Origin of the sequence: Streptococcus sp. OMI870 (assembly GCF_047460295.1) — a bacterium.
Lineage (GTDB): Bacteria > Bacillota > Bacilli > Lactobacillales > Streptococcaceae > Streptococcus.
Map to the genome: position 1 here is coordinate 394,714 of NZ_JASHGM010000001.1, position 16,550 is coordinate 411,263.

Sequence of the window (16,550 nt, forward strand, 5' to 3'; positions counted from 1 at the left end):
ATAAAAAAACCTCCCACTGAAATTGGATGAGAGATTGAAGGCTTTTTTATGATTTTCGTATAGCCACTAGCCAAGAGGATAATAGGATTTCGAAAATAACCAGGAGGATAATCTGAATGAGTGAACTCTGAACCAGCATAAGGACAGCCAGACTATCGATCAGCATGTGAGCGAGGATACAAGGAACAGCTCCTTTCGAGTACTCCTTGAGCGCTCCAAATAGGAAGGTATTCCCTAAAATCATCAGGTAAAAGATGAGATAGTTGGACGAACCTGCTGTAATCCAAGGAAGTCGATAGATAGGGATGCGCCAGAGGAACCAGACAAGGGAAAGAACCATCATTTTAGTTATAAAGTGCTTGCTAAAGGAAAGATGCTCTTGTAAAAACCAACGCCAACCGACTTCTTCCAGACCTCCATATAAAAATGTCCAGGGGAAATAGAGGAAGAAGGCCAAGAGGGAGTTTCCAGTAAAGCGAACATTCATGAGCAGGATGGAGATCCCATAATAAATGATGGGGATGAAGAAAGCTAGCATCCAAGACAGGTTACTTTCTTTTTGAAGAAAGACCTTTTTGAAAAATTCTCCCAGGGATTTAGTTTCACCTAAGACGATGGAAAAGCAAAGAGCCGTTATCATGGGAATCAAGTTCATTAGGATAAACAGGAGTGAGGCCCCCATACTACTCCTATCTGAGAAACACCAAAGGATAACTTGCCCTACTAGAAAAGTAGCAAGGAGGGCTGTCAGTGCATACCAGATAGTGACTGATTGTTTTGAAATAGATTTGCTCAAACCTTTCTCGATTTCCTCCTGTTCATTTTCTGTAAAATCTTTTAAGTCCATAACCTACTCCTCTTTATCTTTATATAGTAGATTTTACACTCTTACATGAGAATATACAACTAATTGGGATGGGATGTTGCTAGCTGTGAACAATCATAGAATAAGGAAAATCATGATTTCTTTTTTCCTAAAATACCGTACAAAACGATCTGATGGATTTGCTTAACGTCTGTTTCTAAATTATCACTATGGGCTAACTGATTTCCTACACTATTGAGAGCATCCATGACATTTAAAATAAGCTCTGTTGACAAGTCTCTAGCAATCAGCCCCTCTTCTTTCCCGAGATTAATATAAGTGCTATAAATATCCCGTTTTTTTGCGGTTATCGCTTTCGTTAGGAGACTTGAGAAAGCGGAATCTCTCACCGTTTTATCTTGAAAATAGTCCGAGATTTGCTGACTCATTTTCTCCTGACATAGGTCTAAAGCCTGGTCTAATTTTGTATTAAAAGCTAGATTACTTTTTAAAATATCCTCGGCTTGCTGGGTTATTTCTTCAAACAAGTCATTAACACAGAGAGCCACCAAATTATCTTTGCTCCCAAAATAATTGTAGATAGAAACAGGTGATACTTCTGCTACCTCTGCAATAGATTTTATACTCGTTTCCTTAAAACCTTTTTCTTTGAATAGATGCAAAGCTGCTTGAATAATCGCTTGCTTCTTTTTCTCAGTCGTCTTTTGATATTGATTCATGTGAACACCTCAGTTACTACCAATTGTAGCATAAGTTTGAAATATATACCTGTATATTTCATTTTTTCTTGCTATTCTGACTACTTTTCTCTATAATAAAGTTTGAAATTTAATTATAGATATTTCAAACTTTATTTGCAAAAAGGGGAGGAACATGCTCATTCAATATCTTATAAAACAGTCTAAAAATCCTAGTGGTCTTATCGGGCGATTAATTACCAACATCTGGTCGTCCTATTTTAAGAAATTCAGTCTTTGGGCAATCAAACAGACTACCATTTCAGATAATAGTCGGATTTTAGAAATCGGTTATGGCGGTGGTAGCACTATCAAAAACCTACTTGCTTTAGATAAAAATCTTGACATTCATGGCATTGATATTTCCAAGGAGTCTTATCAAACTGCTAAACGGATGCTTTTAAAGTCAATAGAAAACGATAGTGTCCAGCTGATGGTTGGTAATGTTGAAAACCTTCCCTACCAAAATCATTATTTTGATCTGGTCTTTGCCATTCAGACCCATATTTTCTGGAAAAAATTAAAACAAAGCTTTCAGGAAATCTATCGAGTCATGTCCAATCATTCTACTCTGATTATTGCTTCCGAAAAAGAAAAAATTAAGTATCATATGACAGATTATGGAACAAGTTCTGAATTGAGTCAGTTATTAACAAGTATTGGCTTTTCAAAGATTGAAGAAAGGCAAAATCACAAATGGGTTTTATATATTGTCACGAAAAGTGAAAAAAATAAGAGTCAAATGGCGACCAAATAGCTCTTACTCTACTTGTTGAGCTTGAATTCACCCTAAAAGTATTTAGGGCAAAGGAAAAGATGACGAGTTCATTAGATTTTTACTAAAACCTTAAAGCCATATCAAAAGAGCAGTTCAAAATAACTGCTCTTTTGATTTATAACTATATGAAGCAATGGAAATCAAGTCAGCTTAGGATTTAGCTTTCTCCATACTGCTACTAGCAATTCTCATGGCAAGAAGGATTATCAACACCTTAATCACAAGTGATAGCCATACGCTCTCAGTTGATGACAGTTGCGATAAAGCATTGATCAACGCATGGGTCATGACACAGATCCATAAATTTTGCGTTTTATGATACAAGGCCGATAAGATAAAACAGTTAGTTAGCAGTCCAACTAGAAACGGAAGCAACTGAATGACAGCTAAAGAACCATCAATGTAAAAGTAAAAAAGATGCCAGCTAGACCAGGCTAAAAAGGTGATCAAAGTAGCTGAAAGATAAGGTATTCTTTCCTCCAAAGTTGGTTGAAAGAAATAACGCCAGCCAATTTCTTCAATCCCACCAAAAAGAAGGGCCTTGAAAAAGAGCACCACTGGCAAGACCAACGATTGAGTGGTAATCTTACCACCTAAGATAAAGGGGAAAAAGTCGAGTAGCAAGAAAACAAGCACCAAACAATAATTTGCTAAACTGTCTTTGACTTGAAAAAAATCTTTGAGAACTTGTTTAAAACTAGATTGATGGTAACTAATGCTTGCAATACTGCCCCACAAAGCTGATGACAAACCACCTACAATAACAGCGATGCTCCCCATTGGTGATGTAAAATCAACCTTGACTCCTCCTACTCTTAAAAACCAAACCAGAAGGCTGACTCCTAATACTTGACCAAAGGTTCCTAACAAATACATAGATAGGGCTTGCTTTCTACTCATTCGTGATTCCTTTTCTATTCTTTCATCAAGTTCATGACTCTATTAGATTTGGACCATCGCTCTAATCCGCATCAACCCAAAGATGGTATTGTTCACAATGGAGACAACGAAAGAGATAGCCACACATAGAACCATCCTTGACTAAGTATTCAGCCACATCCTGAAATTCATCACGTGACTCGTATTCTACCAAGACTTGCTCAGCATTGCCCATTTCTTCCAGTTCACGAGTGCCAACTGTCCCCAGATAGGCACAGTAGTCTTGGCAACAAGAGAGCCAATATTCGCCCTGCCAGCTACTATAGCCTGGAGTTTGACAGAAGAGGATCTGGTCTTTTTCCTTATCCATGACCCCTTGCCAATCTGCATCTTGGATAAACTCTGCTTCAAATTTCTGGGCAGCACGACCAGTAGAGATACAAGTTGGACAGAGATGTCTTAGCTCCTCCAGACAATAGGGTCTCAAAGCATAATAGATGGTGTGGTCTTCCCCACACGAAGGGCAGGTCTCAGGCTCCCCTTCCTTAAAGGCACCCGTCGCTAGTGGATCCGGATGATAGCGGAAGGTTGGCAATTCACTGACTTTCTCCTTATGAGCCTCTTTTTCCTTTTCGGTCAAGGGACGAGGGAGAGCAAAGCGATCTCCATGACTTAGACTCATCTTTTCTAAGGTAAAAAGTTTCTTAACTTGCTTGCGATCAGACTTGTCTACTAACTCTGAGAAGAGAGCATAGGCACTGGCATATAATCCCAACTCTTGGTAAACATCCACCAAGACCTGCTTAGCTTCTGGAGTTTCCAGTAAGGTCAGCCGATCTGCAAATTCATAGAGAGCAAGCACGCTGGATGAATCCTTATCTTGCGCTTGGAACTGCTTTTTTAAGTGGATATATTCTTTCATAGAATCGTTCATAGAATTGCTCACTTTCGTTTTTACAGAGAATCAAATCCTAGTTTTGTTTCCTTCAGGTGATTGTATTCTAGCGTTGAAAATGTACTTTAAACCCATACTTACCAGCATTTTGCTTGAGTTTTTCAACCAACAGTTCATTCTGTTTACTTTTACCAAAAAAGAAGGGAATGGTCTTCCCATTTCTGAGTTCGATATAGAAAGCGTAGCGACTCCCACCACCAGCGCGACCACGGAGCAATAAGTAGGTTATCTGCTTCATCTCTTTCAATGGGATCATACGACGGCTGAAACACAAAGGCACATGAATGTAAAAGATTCCATGGTTAATATGGAAGGGCGCAAAGAAGGGACCACCACTACGTCTCGCGATTGCCCTTCTTCTCAGGATAAGGAAAAAATTGAAAATGAGCAAGAAAACTAGCACATATAGAATTGGAGCATATAGTTGCATTCCTTCAAACTCTATCGCATGACTAGCCATTCTCGCTCTCCTTCCTATTTTTACTTGGTAATGTCAGTCCTTAAACAGTATTTTCCCCGCTCTTTTTTGCCTTAAAGATTCATTGCATGATCAATACGCTGATCGATGCGATTGCTCCATTCTCTTAATTCTTTTAACGTCTCCACTTTACAAATAAATAGGACGTAACTATCGCTATCAATGTCTATTCCACCTACACAGAAACCTTCTATTTCCCATCTCCTATCGAGAATAGAGCACCAATTCGTAATAGTGTCCTCTTCATCAAACCAATCATCTTCCATCTGAAGATTCTTCTTATCAGCCAGAGATTTCATGAAGTAGCTAAAATCTTCTAATTCAGGATTCCAGTCTAATTCAACAGCTTCATTCGCATCGAGCAGTTCATCTGCAATACCAAGCCAAATAATGTTTTCCTCTGTTTCATCCTCGTCAATTCCACGCTCGTCATAGCGATCAATATTTTCCTCAAAATAAGACCAAGGTGATTCTAAGCAATTTTCAATAGCATCATGGATAGAGCCGTCCTCAGTCAGTAACTGAACGATACGAGTATACACTTCTTTCGTTGTTTGATTCATTATTTGTTATCCTCACTTTTCTAAAGTTTCCTTTGTTACTAAAATTCTAATTTTTATGCTTAAGTTTGCTCTTTAATCAGTATTCTTTTTAGTCTTTGTTAATAAGATGATGACACCCACTAAGAGAAGAATTCCAAATTCGAAAGCAACTAGTTCTAAATCTTTTAATCCTTCAATGTAGGGTAGGACATACATACTTGATTCTACTAATAGAAAACCGATAAGAATAAGGGCTAGAGCAAAGTAGCTTCGTTTTTTATTCATCTTTAGATCCTTTCCTTAGCTGAAGTTCACTCCAACCTCAAATAGCTGGAAATTCTATTTGGTTTCAACCCATTTTTCATTGTCCATGATGAAGGGCTTAGCTAGACCTTCACCAGTGTAATCTTGGTATTTGGTCTCCAAGTATTTGTAGACATCTTCCTTGGTCGCAAACTTGATCGCTTGATAGGGCTCTTCAAAGGTCAGCTTTTCGACAAAGAGATAGCCATCCTTGGCAGGAACTAAGACACCGACGTGCCCGACAAAAAGCGTGTTGCCATCTAGGTTATCATGAACGATGACAGAAAGCATGCGGGCATTTTCATTAAATTTGAAATTAGAAAAATACTCTTCCATCTTCTTAGCATGGACCTTGACATCCGTTGTAGCCTCTGTCGGAACTCGTGAATAGAGAATGTTAAAGGCTTCCTTGTCTGCCTCATCGAAGACCTTTCCTTTGTCAATAGCATCATTGTCCACGAATAAGAGTTCACTATCCGCCTGTTGATTAGGAATCTCGATGCGGTTCTTCAGCAAGGTATAACTATTGATCCGGCAGTTGGTCCCGACGAAATCGCCCTTCTGCTTGGTCCACAAGTCACTGATCTTCTCGACATTGTAGTCTGTTTTCTTGAACTTGCTGAAGTCACCCGTCAAGCCAACAGATCCAACGATGTTATCATAGTCCGTTACTAGACCCAGAAACTTGTCTACACTTTCCTGATCCAAATAAGCAGACAAGAGCGTCCGCACTTCTTCGACACTAGCCTTGCTATTGAGGTTACTGTAAGTTCCCTTGTAGTGCTCCTTGTCTGAACTGGCCTTTTTGACAGTGGAGCTCTCCTGCTTTTCCTTGGATTGCTTTTGGTTGGTCCCACAAGCCGCTAAAGCAAAGATCGCCAAGGCACAGCTAGTAAGGAGCATGATTTTTTTAGATGGTTTCATAAACTGGTTCCTTTTCTATATACTAAGATGTTTTGTAACATGATACCTTTCTTTTTCCTATCGAATCTCCTTATCCTATATTATAGTTTAAAACTAGCTTTGCTCCAACTATTTTTCACGAAATGAGGAAACTTTATAAGTAGCAAAAAAAGAGCTGGCAGACTATCCAGCTCTTCAATATGTTACATTGGACTTATTTTATAGTCATCACTGTTCAACTAGCAATTAAAGATAGAAAATGTGTTTGATAAACACTATGCCTCTTTTCATCATTTTCTATCGTAGCTTTTGTTGGGTTCAGTTGCCTCTTTTAAGGTCTTCAGATCAACACTAGAACGATTGTTTAATCCGGCCTATCTATTTTGGCATGTTCTATTGCGTACTCAGCTTCCTCTTGAGTAAATTTTCTTATATCAACAAGTTTTTCTAATAATCTTTCTTTCGAATAGTTGCCACCGCTTCCAAAAGATTCCACTTCTTTCACAGCGTTCTCCTCCCAATCGAAATGACCTTGTTCTATGGCATAGTCAGCCTCTTCTTGAGTAAATAGATCAACATTTATTAGTCTCCCGAGTAAATATTCTTTTGAAAAATGAAACGTTTGATATGATTTTGCTTTTAAAAGTGCTTGCTCTTTCCAGTCTATATTAAGCTTATTGATAGCATACAGGGAAGCATCTTCTGAATACCTGTCATTCTTAGTAAGATCATTTTTAATTTGCTGCATCGATAAAGGAGATTTCTTTAAAAATTCTTTAGCTGTTGCATATGCACTTGTATATTCTGCATCTAGTAAAGGTAAAGGATAAACTCTTTTCTTAAACATATTCATTAATGATTCTAAATCTTCCTTATTTTTTCTATCACTTGAAGAAGCGTAGTTTTCTACAGGATAAGTTACTTTTGATCCTGAACGTGAATTTTTCCATTCATTATAACTTCTTTCATAACTATATACCATAAAAGCTATCCATACTACTATCATTCCAACCATCGCAAAAATAAATGTAAAAAATTTTCTCATAATGACTACCTTTACTTGTTTTTCTCCAATGGAATCTTTCATTCCTCTGGAACTACATTCATTAGTATTATACCATGAAAAATTGTTCATTTTTATTTACTAGTGTAAAAGTCTTCATACTAGTAAACAAAAAAGCGACCGCAATATTTCAACTGCAATCACTCGTTCAATGTGAGATAAAATAACAAAGTACTATAAAGGATTATTTAATCTTGTGTTTGTTCATCTTTTCTTCAAAGACTTCCGTTTCTATCCTAGCTATTTTGGATGCAGTAGACTCTTTTAAGGGCTTCAGAACCGCACTAGAATGATTGTTTAATTCGACCAATCTATTTTGGCATGTTCTATTGCGTACTCGGCTTCCTCTTGAGTAAATTTTTTGTTTTCAACAAGTACTTCTAACATCTTTTCTTTCGTAATCTTGCCACCGTTTGCATAAGATTCCGCTTCTTTCACAGCGTCCTCCTTCCAATCGAAATTAACATGTTCTACAGCATAATCAGCCTCTTCTTGAGTAAATAGTTCAACATTTATAAGTTGCTCAACTAACTTTTCTTTTGAATAACGATACTTTTGAAGTGATTTTGCTTTTAAAAGTGATTGCTCTTTCCAGTCTATATTAAGCTTATATACAGCGTACTGGTTAGCGCCTTCTGAATAATTATAGATCTTTATTTTATTTTTGATAGCCTGCATCGAAATAGGAGAATCCGCTGACAGATTTTTAGCTGTTTCATATGCCCTTTTAAATTCTTTTTCTACTAAAGTTGGAGAAAAAAGTTTTTCAACAAGCAAATTAAATAATAATTCGAAATTATCATTATATTCATCAATTGGACTAGAGTATTTTTTATAATCATAATTCTTCGTACTAGAACTTGAAGTAGCGTATTCTTGTTTTGATGATTCAAAATCATCCTTATTTCCATCACTTGAAGTAGAGTATTTTTCTTCAGAATTAGTTACTATTTTTCCCGTATATGAACTTTTCCATTTATTATAACTTATTTGATACTCAATTGCCATCAAAGCTAACATTCCTACCATCAATCCAAAAATCGAAAAAATAACTATCAAAAATTTTTTCATCATGAATACCTTTACTTGTTTTTCTCCAATGGAATCTTTCATTCCTCTGGAACTACATTCATTAGTATTATACCATGAAAAATTGTTCATTTTTATTTACTAGTGTAAAAGTCTTCATACTAGTAAACAAAAAAGCGACCGCAATATTTCAACTGCAATAACTCGTTCAATGTGAGATAAAATAATAAAGTATTATTTTATCTTATGTTTGTTCATCTTTTCTTCAAAGACTTCTGTCATGATGACACGCAATTCCTCCCGTTCTTTTTCAGGAAGGTCTCCTTGGCGCTTGGCCACGGCATAGAGTTCAGGATAGCGCATAGCCACACGTTCGATCGTCTTTGTTGTCGCATGCCCCCTGACAAAAAAAGGAATACGCTTGATCCATTCTTGCGGTACAAGAGCGAGCAACTTCTTTGCCGCTTCTTTATCAGAAATCTCAGCTGTACTCAAACCTTGGTTGATCTGTTCTTGTTCTTTTTCTGTAAAATCTTTTAATTCCATAGTAAACTCCTCATTTGTTTATCTAAGGACACATTATACACCTATGGAGAGGAATGTACAACTAAAGAAACTGAAAACAGAGCAAGGGCAAGTCAATACCTATTTGTACTTTTCTATCTCCGTTTTTAATAGACTGAGCATGCTAGCATGGTGCTCTTTGGCACAATCATTATCCCATTTTCGATCATATTTCTTGACTAAGTCACTCATCACTTTTAATTTGGTACTTTGCTCTATTACACTTGGATCAGGTTATTTTTTTCAGAATCAGCGTTCAATTTTACTTTAAATCGTACTTCCAGTCTTCTCCATCTTGGTAGTAAAAAAATTCAGACAGTTCTTCTTCAAGAAAGATACGAAGCATATCCTCCATATCTAGAGAGAGGTCTAGATTTGGCAATTCTTTCAGGTCCTCCCACCAGACTTCCCCCTCTTCAGAGGATATTAAGTCTCCTTCAAACTTTTCTGTCTTATAAAAGAGAACTACATAACGAATGCCGTCTTCTACCCAATCTTTCATTCCACAGATCTGGGGAGAAGCAATCTTTAAGCCAGTTTCTTCCTTCACTTCACGGATTACTGCTTCCGTAAATGATTCTCCCGCTTCGACATGACCACCAGGAAAGGTTATGCCTGGCCAGTCCTCTTTTTTACGATCAATAACAAGAACTCTATCGCCGTCTCTTACCATACAAAGATTTGTAAACTCAACGGTCTCATTCATACAGATACTTCCTAACTATGTTTGTCTTATTCTTTAAGGATAGGATAAACAATTTCTACCCTATTCTTCTTTTAGTTGCACTTGCGTATGGGCTAGCAGGTCACCTAGATGCCTCTTATCTTTTCTAAACAGCGTCATTGCCAGTAGCAAAACTGCGAGGAGAGTCGCCGAAATAGAGAGGCTAATGGATAATCCGTCAAAATTACTATAGAAACCATGAATCGTGCCCATATGACCGAGTTGCCAAGGTAAAAATTTAATGGTATTTCTGATCAAGCTAGCCTGAACTGTTTTTTTCTGGTAGACCAGTTGAAGTCCCGCTTTTCCCTTCCCCAAGCTCCCATTTTTTGCATAATCCAAGAATGTGAACAGGAGCGTGATTGGTAGAATAGAGGTGAAAAATATAAGCCACTGCGACTGAATTTCTGTAAACTCTGGGACGCCATTAAAAAAGATAATGTAAATAAGCATCGAACCTAAAAACAGAAATACTAAATAAGCTAGAATGAAAAGATAATCGAATAGAAATTCCATCATTCTTTTTTTAAACAAAATAGGATTGATTGCTAACATCTTCATCACCGTCTCCCCCTTTCTCATCTCCTATTATAATATAAGGGTACGAATAAAGAAACTATTATAAAAGAAAGACTGCAATCTTTCGATTCCAGTCTACTTCATTCCTAATCTTCCCTATAAATAACAAATCCATTTGGCTGAATGATCAAGCGATCATCGGATATATTCCCAAGACTGATCAGATCTGCCTGTACTCTTTCTAAGACAACGTCTTTCTTCGACTGGTTAAAGTAGGCTTTGAGCATGTCACCTTCATGCTGCCATTCTACTGCCACCACATCCGGCTCTACTTCTTCCAGATTCACTTGACCATACTGAATCATGCCTGCTACTTCTTTTCGGAGCTGGATCAAGTTCTTCATAAAGTTCAGCATGTCATTGTCTGCTGTCACGCGCTCCCATGGCATGACACGGCGGCAATCTGGGTCTGGGCCACCGATAAGGGCTAGCTCCGTTCCATAATAGATACACGGCGTTCCTCGTTGCAGATAAAGGAAGGCGAGAGCAGACTTGACAGACTGAAGATCGCCTTTAGCCGTCGTCAAAATACGCTCTGTATCATGCGAGTCCAAGAGGTTAAACATAACCTCAGAAATCTGCTGTCTGTAGTACATGGACTGGCTATTGATCTCCCAAATGAAGCGTTGCGTCTCCTTATGCCCCCGCAGGAAATAATCCTTGATACTTTCAGAGAGGGGATAGTTCATAACAGCATGGAACTCATCGCCCTTGAGCCATGGTTGGGACGAATGCCAGATTTCTCCGAGGATATAGAGGTCCGGTTTCTTGGCCAAGACCGCCTTACGGAAATCCCGCCAAAATTGATGGTCGATCTCATTAGCCACATCCAGTCGCCAAGCATCAATATCAAACTCTTCAATCCAGTAAGTCGCAACCTTCAAAAGATAGGCCTTCACCTCAGGATTAGCTGTATTGAGCTTAGGCATATAGCCCGCAAAAGCAAAAGCATGGTAAGACAAGTCGCGACTATTCCACAGATTTTCTGAGGAGACAGGGAACTCTTTGATATGGAACCAGTCCTTGTAAATCGAATCCTCCCCGTATTTGACCACATCCTGCCATTGGGGTGAATCATAACCAATATGGTTAAAGACGGCATCCAGCATAATCTTCATCCCACGCGCATGAGCCTCTTTCACTAGCTGGCGGAAGGTTTCCTTATCACCAAAATGGCGATCAATTTCATAATAGTCAATGGTATCGTACTTGTGGTTGCTCGGAGATTCAAAAATCGGGCAAAGGTAGAGCCCCGTAATCCCTAACTCCTGCAAGTAATCTAGGTGATCGATGATCCCTTGTAAATCTCCACCAAAGAAATCCAATACTTGAGGAGCAATAGAGGCATCCCAAGGACGAACACCTTCTGGCGAAATGGCTGGATTCCCATTGGCAAAGCGCTCAGGAAAAATCTGATACCAAACCGTCTGCGCCACCCAATCCGGAACAGCACACCCATCAATCTCATGGATAAAGGGAAGCTTAAAACCGTTCATGACGAAGTCCAGGTTCTCCTCGGTGTAGGCTGCCACACCCCGATCTCCGTACAAGACCTTCTCTCCCGCTGTGTCCTCTAATTCAAAGAGGTACTGGATCCGGGCATGGCGGACAGATACCGACACTTGCCAATAATCAAAGAGGTCGTCTGTCGTCACCTTGTCCATTTCCTTAGTTGCCTCATAAAGATCTTCTATAAAAATAAAGGGATCCCCATAGTGTAAGACAATCCGTTTGATATCTTCTTTCTTGGTCCGGATGCGAATGTGGAGCTGGCCATCCTTATAAAGATAGGCGTACTCTGATTCAGGCCGATGATAAATAGCTGTTAATTCCATCTGACTAGTCTCCTACTATACTCTCTTTTCATCATTTACCGTTTTATGCAAACGATTCCATAAACTATTTCTAGTATACTACTTTATAAAAACCTTTGCAAGATGCTGAGAGATCATTTTAGATTACTAGATTTTTAAGATTGTAATGCAACACAAAAAGCCCAGCAATTGGGCTTAAAGATTTTTGTTGAAGCAATGACTTTACCTTATAAGCATCACTTTATACTGTTTCCTACTAAAATATACTACAGATCTATATTTCTGTTAATAGTTTATTGAACAGTTGTTCGAGCTTACTAGTATCTCCATAAACTGTTCCATCCATATATAAGTGATAGATATCATCATCTAAACCAATTGAAATTTCACATTCATAGCCTTTCATCAAAGCTAAAGAACGGATAACTTCTCGTTGAGTACGACCATTTCCTTCTCGAAATGGGTGAAAATAATTTAGATTATCTAATATCTCAGCTAAACTTTTACAAATCTCAATTTTATTATTTGCGTTAAGTAAATAGTTTGAAAGCAAAGTATTTAAAAATTTTTCTGCCATATCAAAAGATTGAACTGGCATAAAAGCATTTCCACTTTTAGAGATATTTACTTGACGGTATTGACCTGCCCAAGTATACATTCCTTCAAAAAGAAACTTATGAATCTTTAAAATATCTGAAACAGTATTTACTTCAATTGGATTAATAAACAGTTTTAAACTTTGGCTTGCTACTAAACGATATTCTAATTCTCGTGCTTTATTATCATTTTTCTCATTAAATTTATTTATGAGAACAGATGAATGGGGATAGGTGTATAAATTATCAGGGTCTATATAATCATACCCATCATATATTTTTCTGACCATTATCCAACTCCTAATGCAACTGCCTCTTCTCTCAGTCGCTCCACGTCTTCTACCGTGGGATGCCATCCTTCAATCATATTGGTGCTCAGAGCAAACCAGACGCTCTTAAAAACCTTTTTGTTGTCAAAAATCACACCCATAATCATCATTTTTTCTTTATCTACATCTAAGGTCATATTCTACCTCCGTCCTATTATTATAGCATATTTTCAATCATTTTAGTTCTCCTATTTAGTACTTACCCTACACAAAAAGCCCAACAATTGGGCTTTCTCATTATCAAAATAACTTTTACTCATTCCTTACTTGTATGCCGCTTTCCAAGATTTAGCGCTTGCTCTTCTGACATTTGAACAACCTTAGAAAAATTAGTATTGCGAGGCATACTGTCCAAAGAATACCAATAAACATCCGCACTCCCATTTCTGGCCACATAAACAACTGGCGCTAGTTGAGGAGTTGGTTCTGCAGGCTCGACAGGTTGGACTGCCTGAACTGGCTCTACAGGTTGAACTGGCTGTGCAGGCACTGCTGGCTGACTCGGTTGAGGGGCTTGACTTGGTTGCGTCTCTACAGAAGGACTAGCAGGTTGAGGTTGACTACTAGGTTCTGTCGGCACTAAAGATGGCTTGACAGTCCCCTTCAGATAGTCAATGGTTGCATTCTTAGAGTAGTTGTCCAAGGTAACAGTGGTAATCCCATAAGCATCTACTGACTCTTTGGGACTACTTAAATTGATGGGTAGAAGGTTGCCATCTCGATCAATTCCTACATATTGCAAGGTCACCTGCCGAGGAATTAATTCATCTCCAGTATAGACCGGAGTCACCTTATAGTCTAACCAATAATTTGGATGGGTGGCTAGCCAGCTATCTAGTCGTTTCTCGTAGTAGAGCATGCCCTCCACATTGCTATCCGCTGTCCCTTTATAATTCCCCGTATTGGTCCAAGCAGTTAGAGGAACCAGATTTTTCCCTTCATTGGTCAGACCACTAAACTGATAGCCAATCAAATGCCCTCTATGGAACAACCAGGCCTTCCTTCCCTTGTTTCCATAAGCAATCTTATAATTGTGCCAGCCAACCGGATTATAGCTGAGACGTGGTTCTCTTTTTTTCTTTGGCTCATCCTTGTCCTGCAGCTGAATATGAGCGGAGGTCGCACGACCTAAATGGTCAAACTCCCCTAGAACGAGTTGTTTGTTACCAGTAAAAGGTAGCAGGTTAAGACTTTGATAGTCGAGTCCAGTTTGCTGGGCTTGAACCCCTTGAACAACGGCCATGGACATAAAAACCGAGATGATCGCAACAATAACATTTTTCAAAAACCGTTTTGTAACCATGATTGAAACTCCCACATTTCTATCTAGTGATATTATAGCAGAAAAAAGCGATTACAAATAAATAGCTTTTAGAAATTATTTTATGCTATTTTTTATTACTACCAGACTATCTGGGATTTCAAAATATATTTTTAAATTCTATTCATCATTCAATTTGAATGTATGATAAAATAACTAAAATAATGCTAAAAATCAACGTTAAAACGATAAATGCCACGCAAAGTAGCAAAAAAAATGAGAATGCAACCTCTACTTGCTTGTGCTATAATAATCGTTTATTCTATACTAAAATCAGTCATATTGCTACTTTATGACAAATTACATCATAAAATATAGAGGAGGTCATAGAACATGACATTTGCTGAAAAATTAAAATCCATACGTAAACAAGTAGGGATGTCACAAGAACTTTTAGCTGAAAAAATCGGTGTATCAAGACAAGCTGTAACAAAGTGGGAAACTGGTGCTGGAATTCCAGATATCGAAAATATGATATCAATCTCAAACCTATTTAACATCTCTATCGATGAGCTAATCTGTAATGAAAGAACTAGTCTTAAGACAAGCGAATATCTTTTTGAGAGTATCACAGAGTATGATATCGATAAGATCAAAAGCTATGATATGAAATTTGGAGGCGCAGAAAAGTTTGTATTGTCTGGATACAAGGGAGAAAAAATTCGAGTTCGTCTGGTATCTAACCTTCTTCCTACACTTCAAAATGATTTTAAAGTAAAAATTGATGATAGTAGAAAAAGAATTGACGTAGATGTAAAACGTTATAATGGTGTAACAGAGGCAACTGCTAAAGAAACTGTCAGTATCTTTGTGCAAATCCCAACTCCTTATATTAGTCACATTGAATGTGCGGTTCGTGCAGAGTCTGTAGAAATTCACTCCCTAGAATGTGACAATATCGAACTTGACGTTAAGACATCTCGTATTGCCCTAGAAGATATTTCAGGTAAAGTAAAAATAAACTGTAATCTTGATATGGAAGTATTATGTAATTCATTAAACGGTGAAGTTAACATTAACCAGATTTCAGCAACATCTAGAATGCGTATTCCTGAAAAAAGCCTATTTACAGCTATTACCAAAGGGATTGGTACAAACATTTATTATGAAAAAAATGGACAAAAAACTAAACCATTCGATTCACCCGATTCAGATAATATAATTGAATTGAATGGTATTAAGAGTGAACTGGTTATCTATACAGCTGAAGAAAGAGGGTAACTAAATGAATGTAAATTATTTAAAAAGATACATCATCAGTTCTTATGTACTTGTTTGGGCACTCATTATTTTCGTAGCAGCTCCTGCAAGTTTAGTATTTAAGGTTCCACCAGTTATCATGTGGATTGTACGAAATATCGTCGCATGGTCTCCATCATACCTGCTTTTATTCGGATGGAAGTATTTCAGGACTGATGAGAAAAGAACAACTTTCCTTAAGCGGTGTTTCTCTGCTAAAGTGTCGTTACTCCCACTTCTATCTTCATTTGGTCTTACATTTGGGCTCAGTATTTTATCACTCTTCATCTACTCACTTATGACCCAAAAAACAATGCTCTCCTACATCAATCTAGGAACCGTATCATTGCCACTAAGTATTTTCTTATCATTTACATCAGGTCCGACAGGTGAAGAATTAGGGTGGCGAGGTTATATGAGAGAAGAATTTAATAAAAAATATCATTTTTTAAAATCCTCTATATACCAAGGCCTAGTCTGGTGTTTCTGGCATACACTTCTGTGGGTTGTAGATTCAAAATTTACGGACTGGCGTGCCATTCCTTATATTATTGCTAACATAGTTGTGATTACATCTATTACTATTTGTATGAATATTATTTTGGAAAAATATAATAATCTGATTTATTCTATTTTCATGCATTTTGGCTTTAATATCGTTTATGTATTTTTGGATGCCGATATCGGATTTTTTATCATTTTGACCTTGCTATACCTGCTCATCACACCGATTGCAATGCATATGCGAAATAGAACTGCGGACAGATTATAATGGGTAAAAGCTTTCATTAACTGTACAGAATTTTGAGTTTAAATGTTCTCCTACAAATTGTCTGTCTAACTGGTTGAAAACATAAAAAAGCGAGATAGATTGTAAAATCAAATGAAGAG

At 37.7% G+C, this 16,550-nt stretch carries 20 protein-coding genes; 3 read left to right on the plus strand and 17 right to left on the minus strand.

Features of this window, described 5'->3' with window-relative positions:
- Positions 1 to 46: 46 nt before the first annotated feature.
- Both QM968_RS02000 and QM968_RS02005 read right to left on the minus strand, forming a co-directional pair.
- A complete protein-coding gene (locus QM968_RS02000; RefSeq protein ID WP_414382474.1) occupies positions 47 to 796 on the minus strand; it encodes a type II CAAX prenyl endopeptidase Rce1 family protein in 750 nt (249 codons plus the stop codon).
- Positions 797 to 957: 161 nt separating this feature from the next.
- A complete protein-coding gene (locus QM968_RS02005) occupies positions 958 to 1,545 on the minus strand; it encodes a TetR/AcrR family transcriptional regulator (protein ID WP_414381826.1) in 588 nt (195 codons plus the stop codon).
- A gap of 154 nt (positions 1,546 to 1,699) precedes the next feature.
- Between QM968_RS02005 and QM968_RS02010 the strand changes: the two genes are divergently transcribed.
- Positions 1,700 to 2,320, plus strand: coding sequence for a class I SAM-dependent methyltransferase (locus QM968_RS02010; RefSeq protein ID WP_414381829.1), 621 nt, complete (start codon positions 1,700 to 1,702; stop codon positions 2,318 to 2,320).
- A 171-nt stretch (positions 2,321 to 2,491) separates the two neighbouring features.
- Here QM968_RS02010 and QM968_RS02015 read toward each other — a convergent pair whose 3' ends face one another.
- The 15 genes from QM968_RS02015 to QM968_RS02085 all read right to left on the minus strand — a co-directional run bounded on the left by QM968_RS02015 (position 2,492) and on the right by QM968_RS02085 (position 14,402).
- The gene (locus tag QM968_RS02015) at positions 2,492 to 3,241 is read right to left on the minus strand and encodes a lysostaphin resistance A-like protein (RefSeq protein ID WP_414381832.1); all 750 of its coding nucleotides are present in this window, start codon (positions 3,239 to 3,241) and stop codon (positions 2,492 to 2,494) included.
- Between the two features lie 61 nt (positions 3,242 to 3,302).
- Complete coding sequence (locus QM968_RS02020) at positions 3,303 to 4,154, minus strand: CbrC family protein (RefSeq protein ID WP_414381835.1); 852 nt, start codon at positions 4,152 to 4,154, stop codon at positions 3,303 to 3,305.
- Positions 4,155 to 4,221: 67 nt separating this feature from the next.
- On the minus strand, positions 4,222 to 4,635 hold the full coding sequence (locus tag QM968_RS02025; protein ID WP_414285868.1) for a hypothetical protein: 414 nt from the start codon (positions 4,633 to 4,635) through the stop codon (positions 4,222 to 4,224).
- A gap of 71 nt (positions 4,636 to 4,706) precedes the next feature.
- Positions 4,707 to 5,216, minus strand: a complete 510-nt coding sequence (locus QM968_RS02030; protein ID WP_414285867.1) for a DUF6630 family protein — start codon at positions 5,214 to 5,216, stop codon at positions 4,707 to 4,709.
- 72 nt (positions 5,217 to 5,288) lie between these two features.
- On the minus strand, positions 5,289 to 5,480 hold the full coding sequence (locus QM968_RS02035; protein WP_414285866.1) for a hypothetical protein: 192 nt from the start codon (positions 5,478 to 5,480) through the stop codon (positions 5,289 to 5,291).
- 54 nt (positions 5,481 to 5,534) lie between these two features.
- Positions 5,535 to 6,422 carry a DUF4300 family protein gene (locus QM968_RS02040; RefSeq protein WP_414285865.1) on the minus strand — a complete coding sequence of 296 codons (888 nt, stop codon included), beginning with the start codon at positions 6,420 to 6,422 and terminating at the stop codon, positions 5,535 to 5,537.
- A gap of 343 nt (positions 6,423 to 6,765) precedes the next feature.
- Positions 6,766 to 7,488 (minus strand): Ltp family lipoprotein, encoded by a 723-nt coding sequence (locus tag QM968_RS02045; RefSeq protein WP_414381840.1) that lies wholly within the window; start codon positions 7,486 to 7,488, stop codon positions 6,766 to 6,768.
- Positions 7,489 to 7,761: 273 nt separating this feature from the next.
- Positions 7,762 to 8,577, minus strand: coding sequence for an Ltp family lipoprotein (locus QM968_RS02050; RefSeq protein WP_414381843.1), 816 nt, complete (start codon positions 8,575 to 8,577; stop codon positions 7,762 to 7,764).
- Positions 8,578 to 8,727: 150 nt separating this feature from the next.
- Positions 8,728 to 9,039: a hypothetical protein gene (locus tag QM968_RS02055; protein ID WP_006597213.1), complete on the minus strand. Its 312-nt coding sequence runs from the start codon at positions 9,037 to 9,039 to the stop codon at positions 8,728 to 8,730.
- A 280-nt stretch (positions 9,040 to 9,319) separates the two neighbouring features.
- Positions 9,320 to 9,763, minus strand: a complete 444-nt coding sequence (locus tag QM968_RS02060) for an 8-oxo-dGTP diphosphatase (RefSeq protein ID WP_414285863.1) — start codon at positions 9,761 to 9,763, stop codon at positions 9,320 to 9,322.
- Positions 9,764 to 9,823: 60 nt separating this feature from the next.
- Positions 9,824 to 10,363, minus strand: a complete 540-nt coding sequence (locus QM968_RS02065; protein ID WP_414381846.1) for an RDD family protein — start codon at positions 10,361 to 10,363, stop codon at positions 9,824 to 9,826.
- 83 nt (positions 10,364 to 10,446) lie between these two features.
- Entirely contained in the window at positions 10,447 to 12,195 is a 1,749-nt protein-coding gene (locus QM968_RS02070; RefSeq protein ID WP_414381849.1) for a glycoside hydrolase family 13 protein, read from the minus strand.
- A gap of 253 nt (positions 12,196 to 12,448) precedes the next feature.
- The gene (locus QM968_RS02075; RefSeq protein WP_023023568.1) at positions 12,449 to 13,060 is read right to left on the minus strand and encodes a Fic/DOC family protein; all 612 of its coding nucleotides are present in this window, start codon (positions 13,058 to 13,060) and stop codon (positions 12,449 to 12,451) included.
- Positions 13,060 to 13,236, minus strand: coding sequence for a hypothetical protein (locus QM968_RS02080; RefSeq protein WP_003017298.1), 177 nt, complete (start codon positions 13,234 to 13,236; stop codon positions 13,060 to 13,062). Before QM968_RS02080 ends, QM968_RS02075 begins: the two co-directional genes overlap by 1 nt.
- A 119-nt stretch (positions 13,237 to 13,355) precedes the next feature.
- Entirely contained in the window at positions 13,356 to 14,402 is a 1,047-nt protein-coding gene (locus QM968_RS02085; protein WP_414381852.1) for a DNA/RNA non-specific endonuclease, read from the minus strand.
- 351 nt (positions 14,403 to 14,753) lie between these two features.
- On the opposite strand from QM968_RS02085, the gene QM968_RS02090 reads away from it, so the two are divergent.
- A complete protein-coding gene (locus QM968_RS02090; protein WP_414381855.1) occupies positions 14,754 to 15,641 on the plus strand; it encodes a helix-turn-helix domain-containing protein in 888 nt (295 codons plus the stop codon).
- A 4-nt stretch (positions 15,642 to 15,645) separates the two neighbouring features.
- Entirely contained in the window at positions 15,646 to 16,431 is a 786-nt protein-coding gene (locus QM968_RS02095; protein WP_414381857.1) for a CPBP family intramembrane glutamic endopeptidase, read from the plus strand.
- The last annotated feature ends 119 nt before the right edge of the window (positions 16,432 to 16,550 follow it).

Excerpts from the sequence above, each read along its gene's own strand:
- QM968_RS02095 (WP_414381857.1), top strand. The coding sequence starts at position 15,646 with ATGAATGTAAATTATTTAAAAAGATACATCATCAGTTCTTATGTACTT.
- QM968_RS02090 (WP_414381855.1), top strand. The coding sequence starts at position 14,754 with ATGACATTTGCTGAAAAATTAAAATCCATACGTAAACAAGTAGGGATG.
- QM968_RS02085 (WP_414381852.1), bottom strand. The coding sequence starts at position 14,402 with ATGGTTACAAAACGGTTTTTGAAAAATGTTATTGTTGCGATCATCTCG.
- QM968_RS02045 (WP_414381840.1), bottom strand. The coding sequence starts at position 7,488 with ATGAAAGATTCCATTGGAGAAAAACAAGTAAAGGTAGTCATTATGAGA.
- QM968_RS02005 (WP_414381826.1), bottom strand. The coding sequence starts at position 1,545 with ATGAATCAATATCAAAAGACGACTGAGAAAAAGAAGCAAGCGATTATT.
- QM968_RS02010 (WP_414381829.1), top strand. The coding sequence starts at position 1,700 with ATGCTCATTCAATATCTTATAAAACAGTCTAAAAATCCTAGTGGTCTT.
- QM968_RS02035 (WP_414285866.1), bottom strand. The coding sequence starts at position 5,480 with ATGAATAAAAAACGAAGCTACTTTGCTCTAGCCCTTATTCTTATCGGT.
- QM968_RS02025 (WP_414285868.1), bottom strand. The coding sequence starts at position 4,635 with ATGGCTAGTCATGCGATAGAGTTTGAAGGAATGCAACTATATGCTCCA.
- QM968_RS02050 (WP_414381843.1), bottom strand. The coding sequence starts at position 8,577 with ATGAAAGATTCCATTGGAGAAAAACAAGTAAAGGTATTCATGATGAAA.
- QM968_RS02080 (WP_003017298.1), bottom strand. The coding sequence starts at position 13,236 with ATGACCTTAGATGTAGATAAAGAAAAAATGATGATTATGGGTGTGATT.
- QM968_RS02020 (WP_414381835.1), bottom strand. The coding sequence starts at position 4,154 with ATGAACGATTCTATGAAAGAATATATCCACTTAAAAAAGCAGTTCCAA.
- QM968_RS02070 (WP_414381849.1), bottom strand. The coding sequence starts at position 12,195 with ATGGAATTAACAGCTATTTATCATCGGCCTGAATCAGAGTACGCCTAT.
- QM968_RS02015 (WP_414381832.1), bottom strand. The coding sequence starts at position 3,241 with ATGAGTAGAAAGCAAGCCCTATCTATGTATTTGTTAGGAACCTTTGGT.
- QM968_RS02065 (WP_414381846.1), bottom strand. The coding sequence starts at position 10,363 with ATGAGAAAGGGGGAGACGGTGATGAAGATGTTAGCAATCAATCCTATT.
- QM968_RS02055 (WP_006597213.1), bottom strand. The coding sequence starts at position 9,039 with ATGGAATTAAAAGATTTTACAGAAAAAGAACAAGAACAGATCAACCAA.
- QM968_RS02060 (WP_414285863.1), bottom strand. The coding sequence starts at position 9,763 with ATGAATGAGACCGTTGAGTTTACAAATCTTTGTATGGTAAGAGACGGC.
- QM968_RS02040 (WP_414285865.1), bottom strand. The coding sequence starts at position 6,422 with ATGAAACCATCTAAAAAAATCATGCTCCTTACTAGCTGTGCCTTGGCG.
- QM968_RS02075 (WP_023023568.1), bottom strand. The coding sequence starts at position 13,060 with ATGGTCAGAAAAATATATGATGGGTATGATTATATAGACCCTGATAAT.
- QM968_RS02030 (WP_414285867.1), bottom strand. The coding sequence starts at position 5,216 with ATGAATCAAACAACGAAAGAAGTGTATACTCGTATCGTTCAGTTACTG.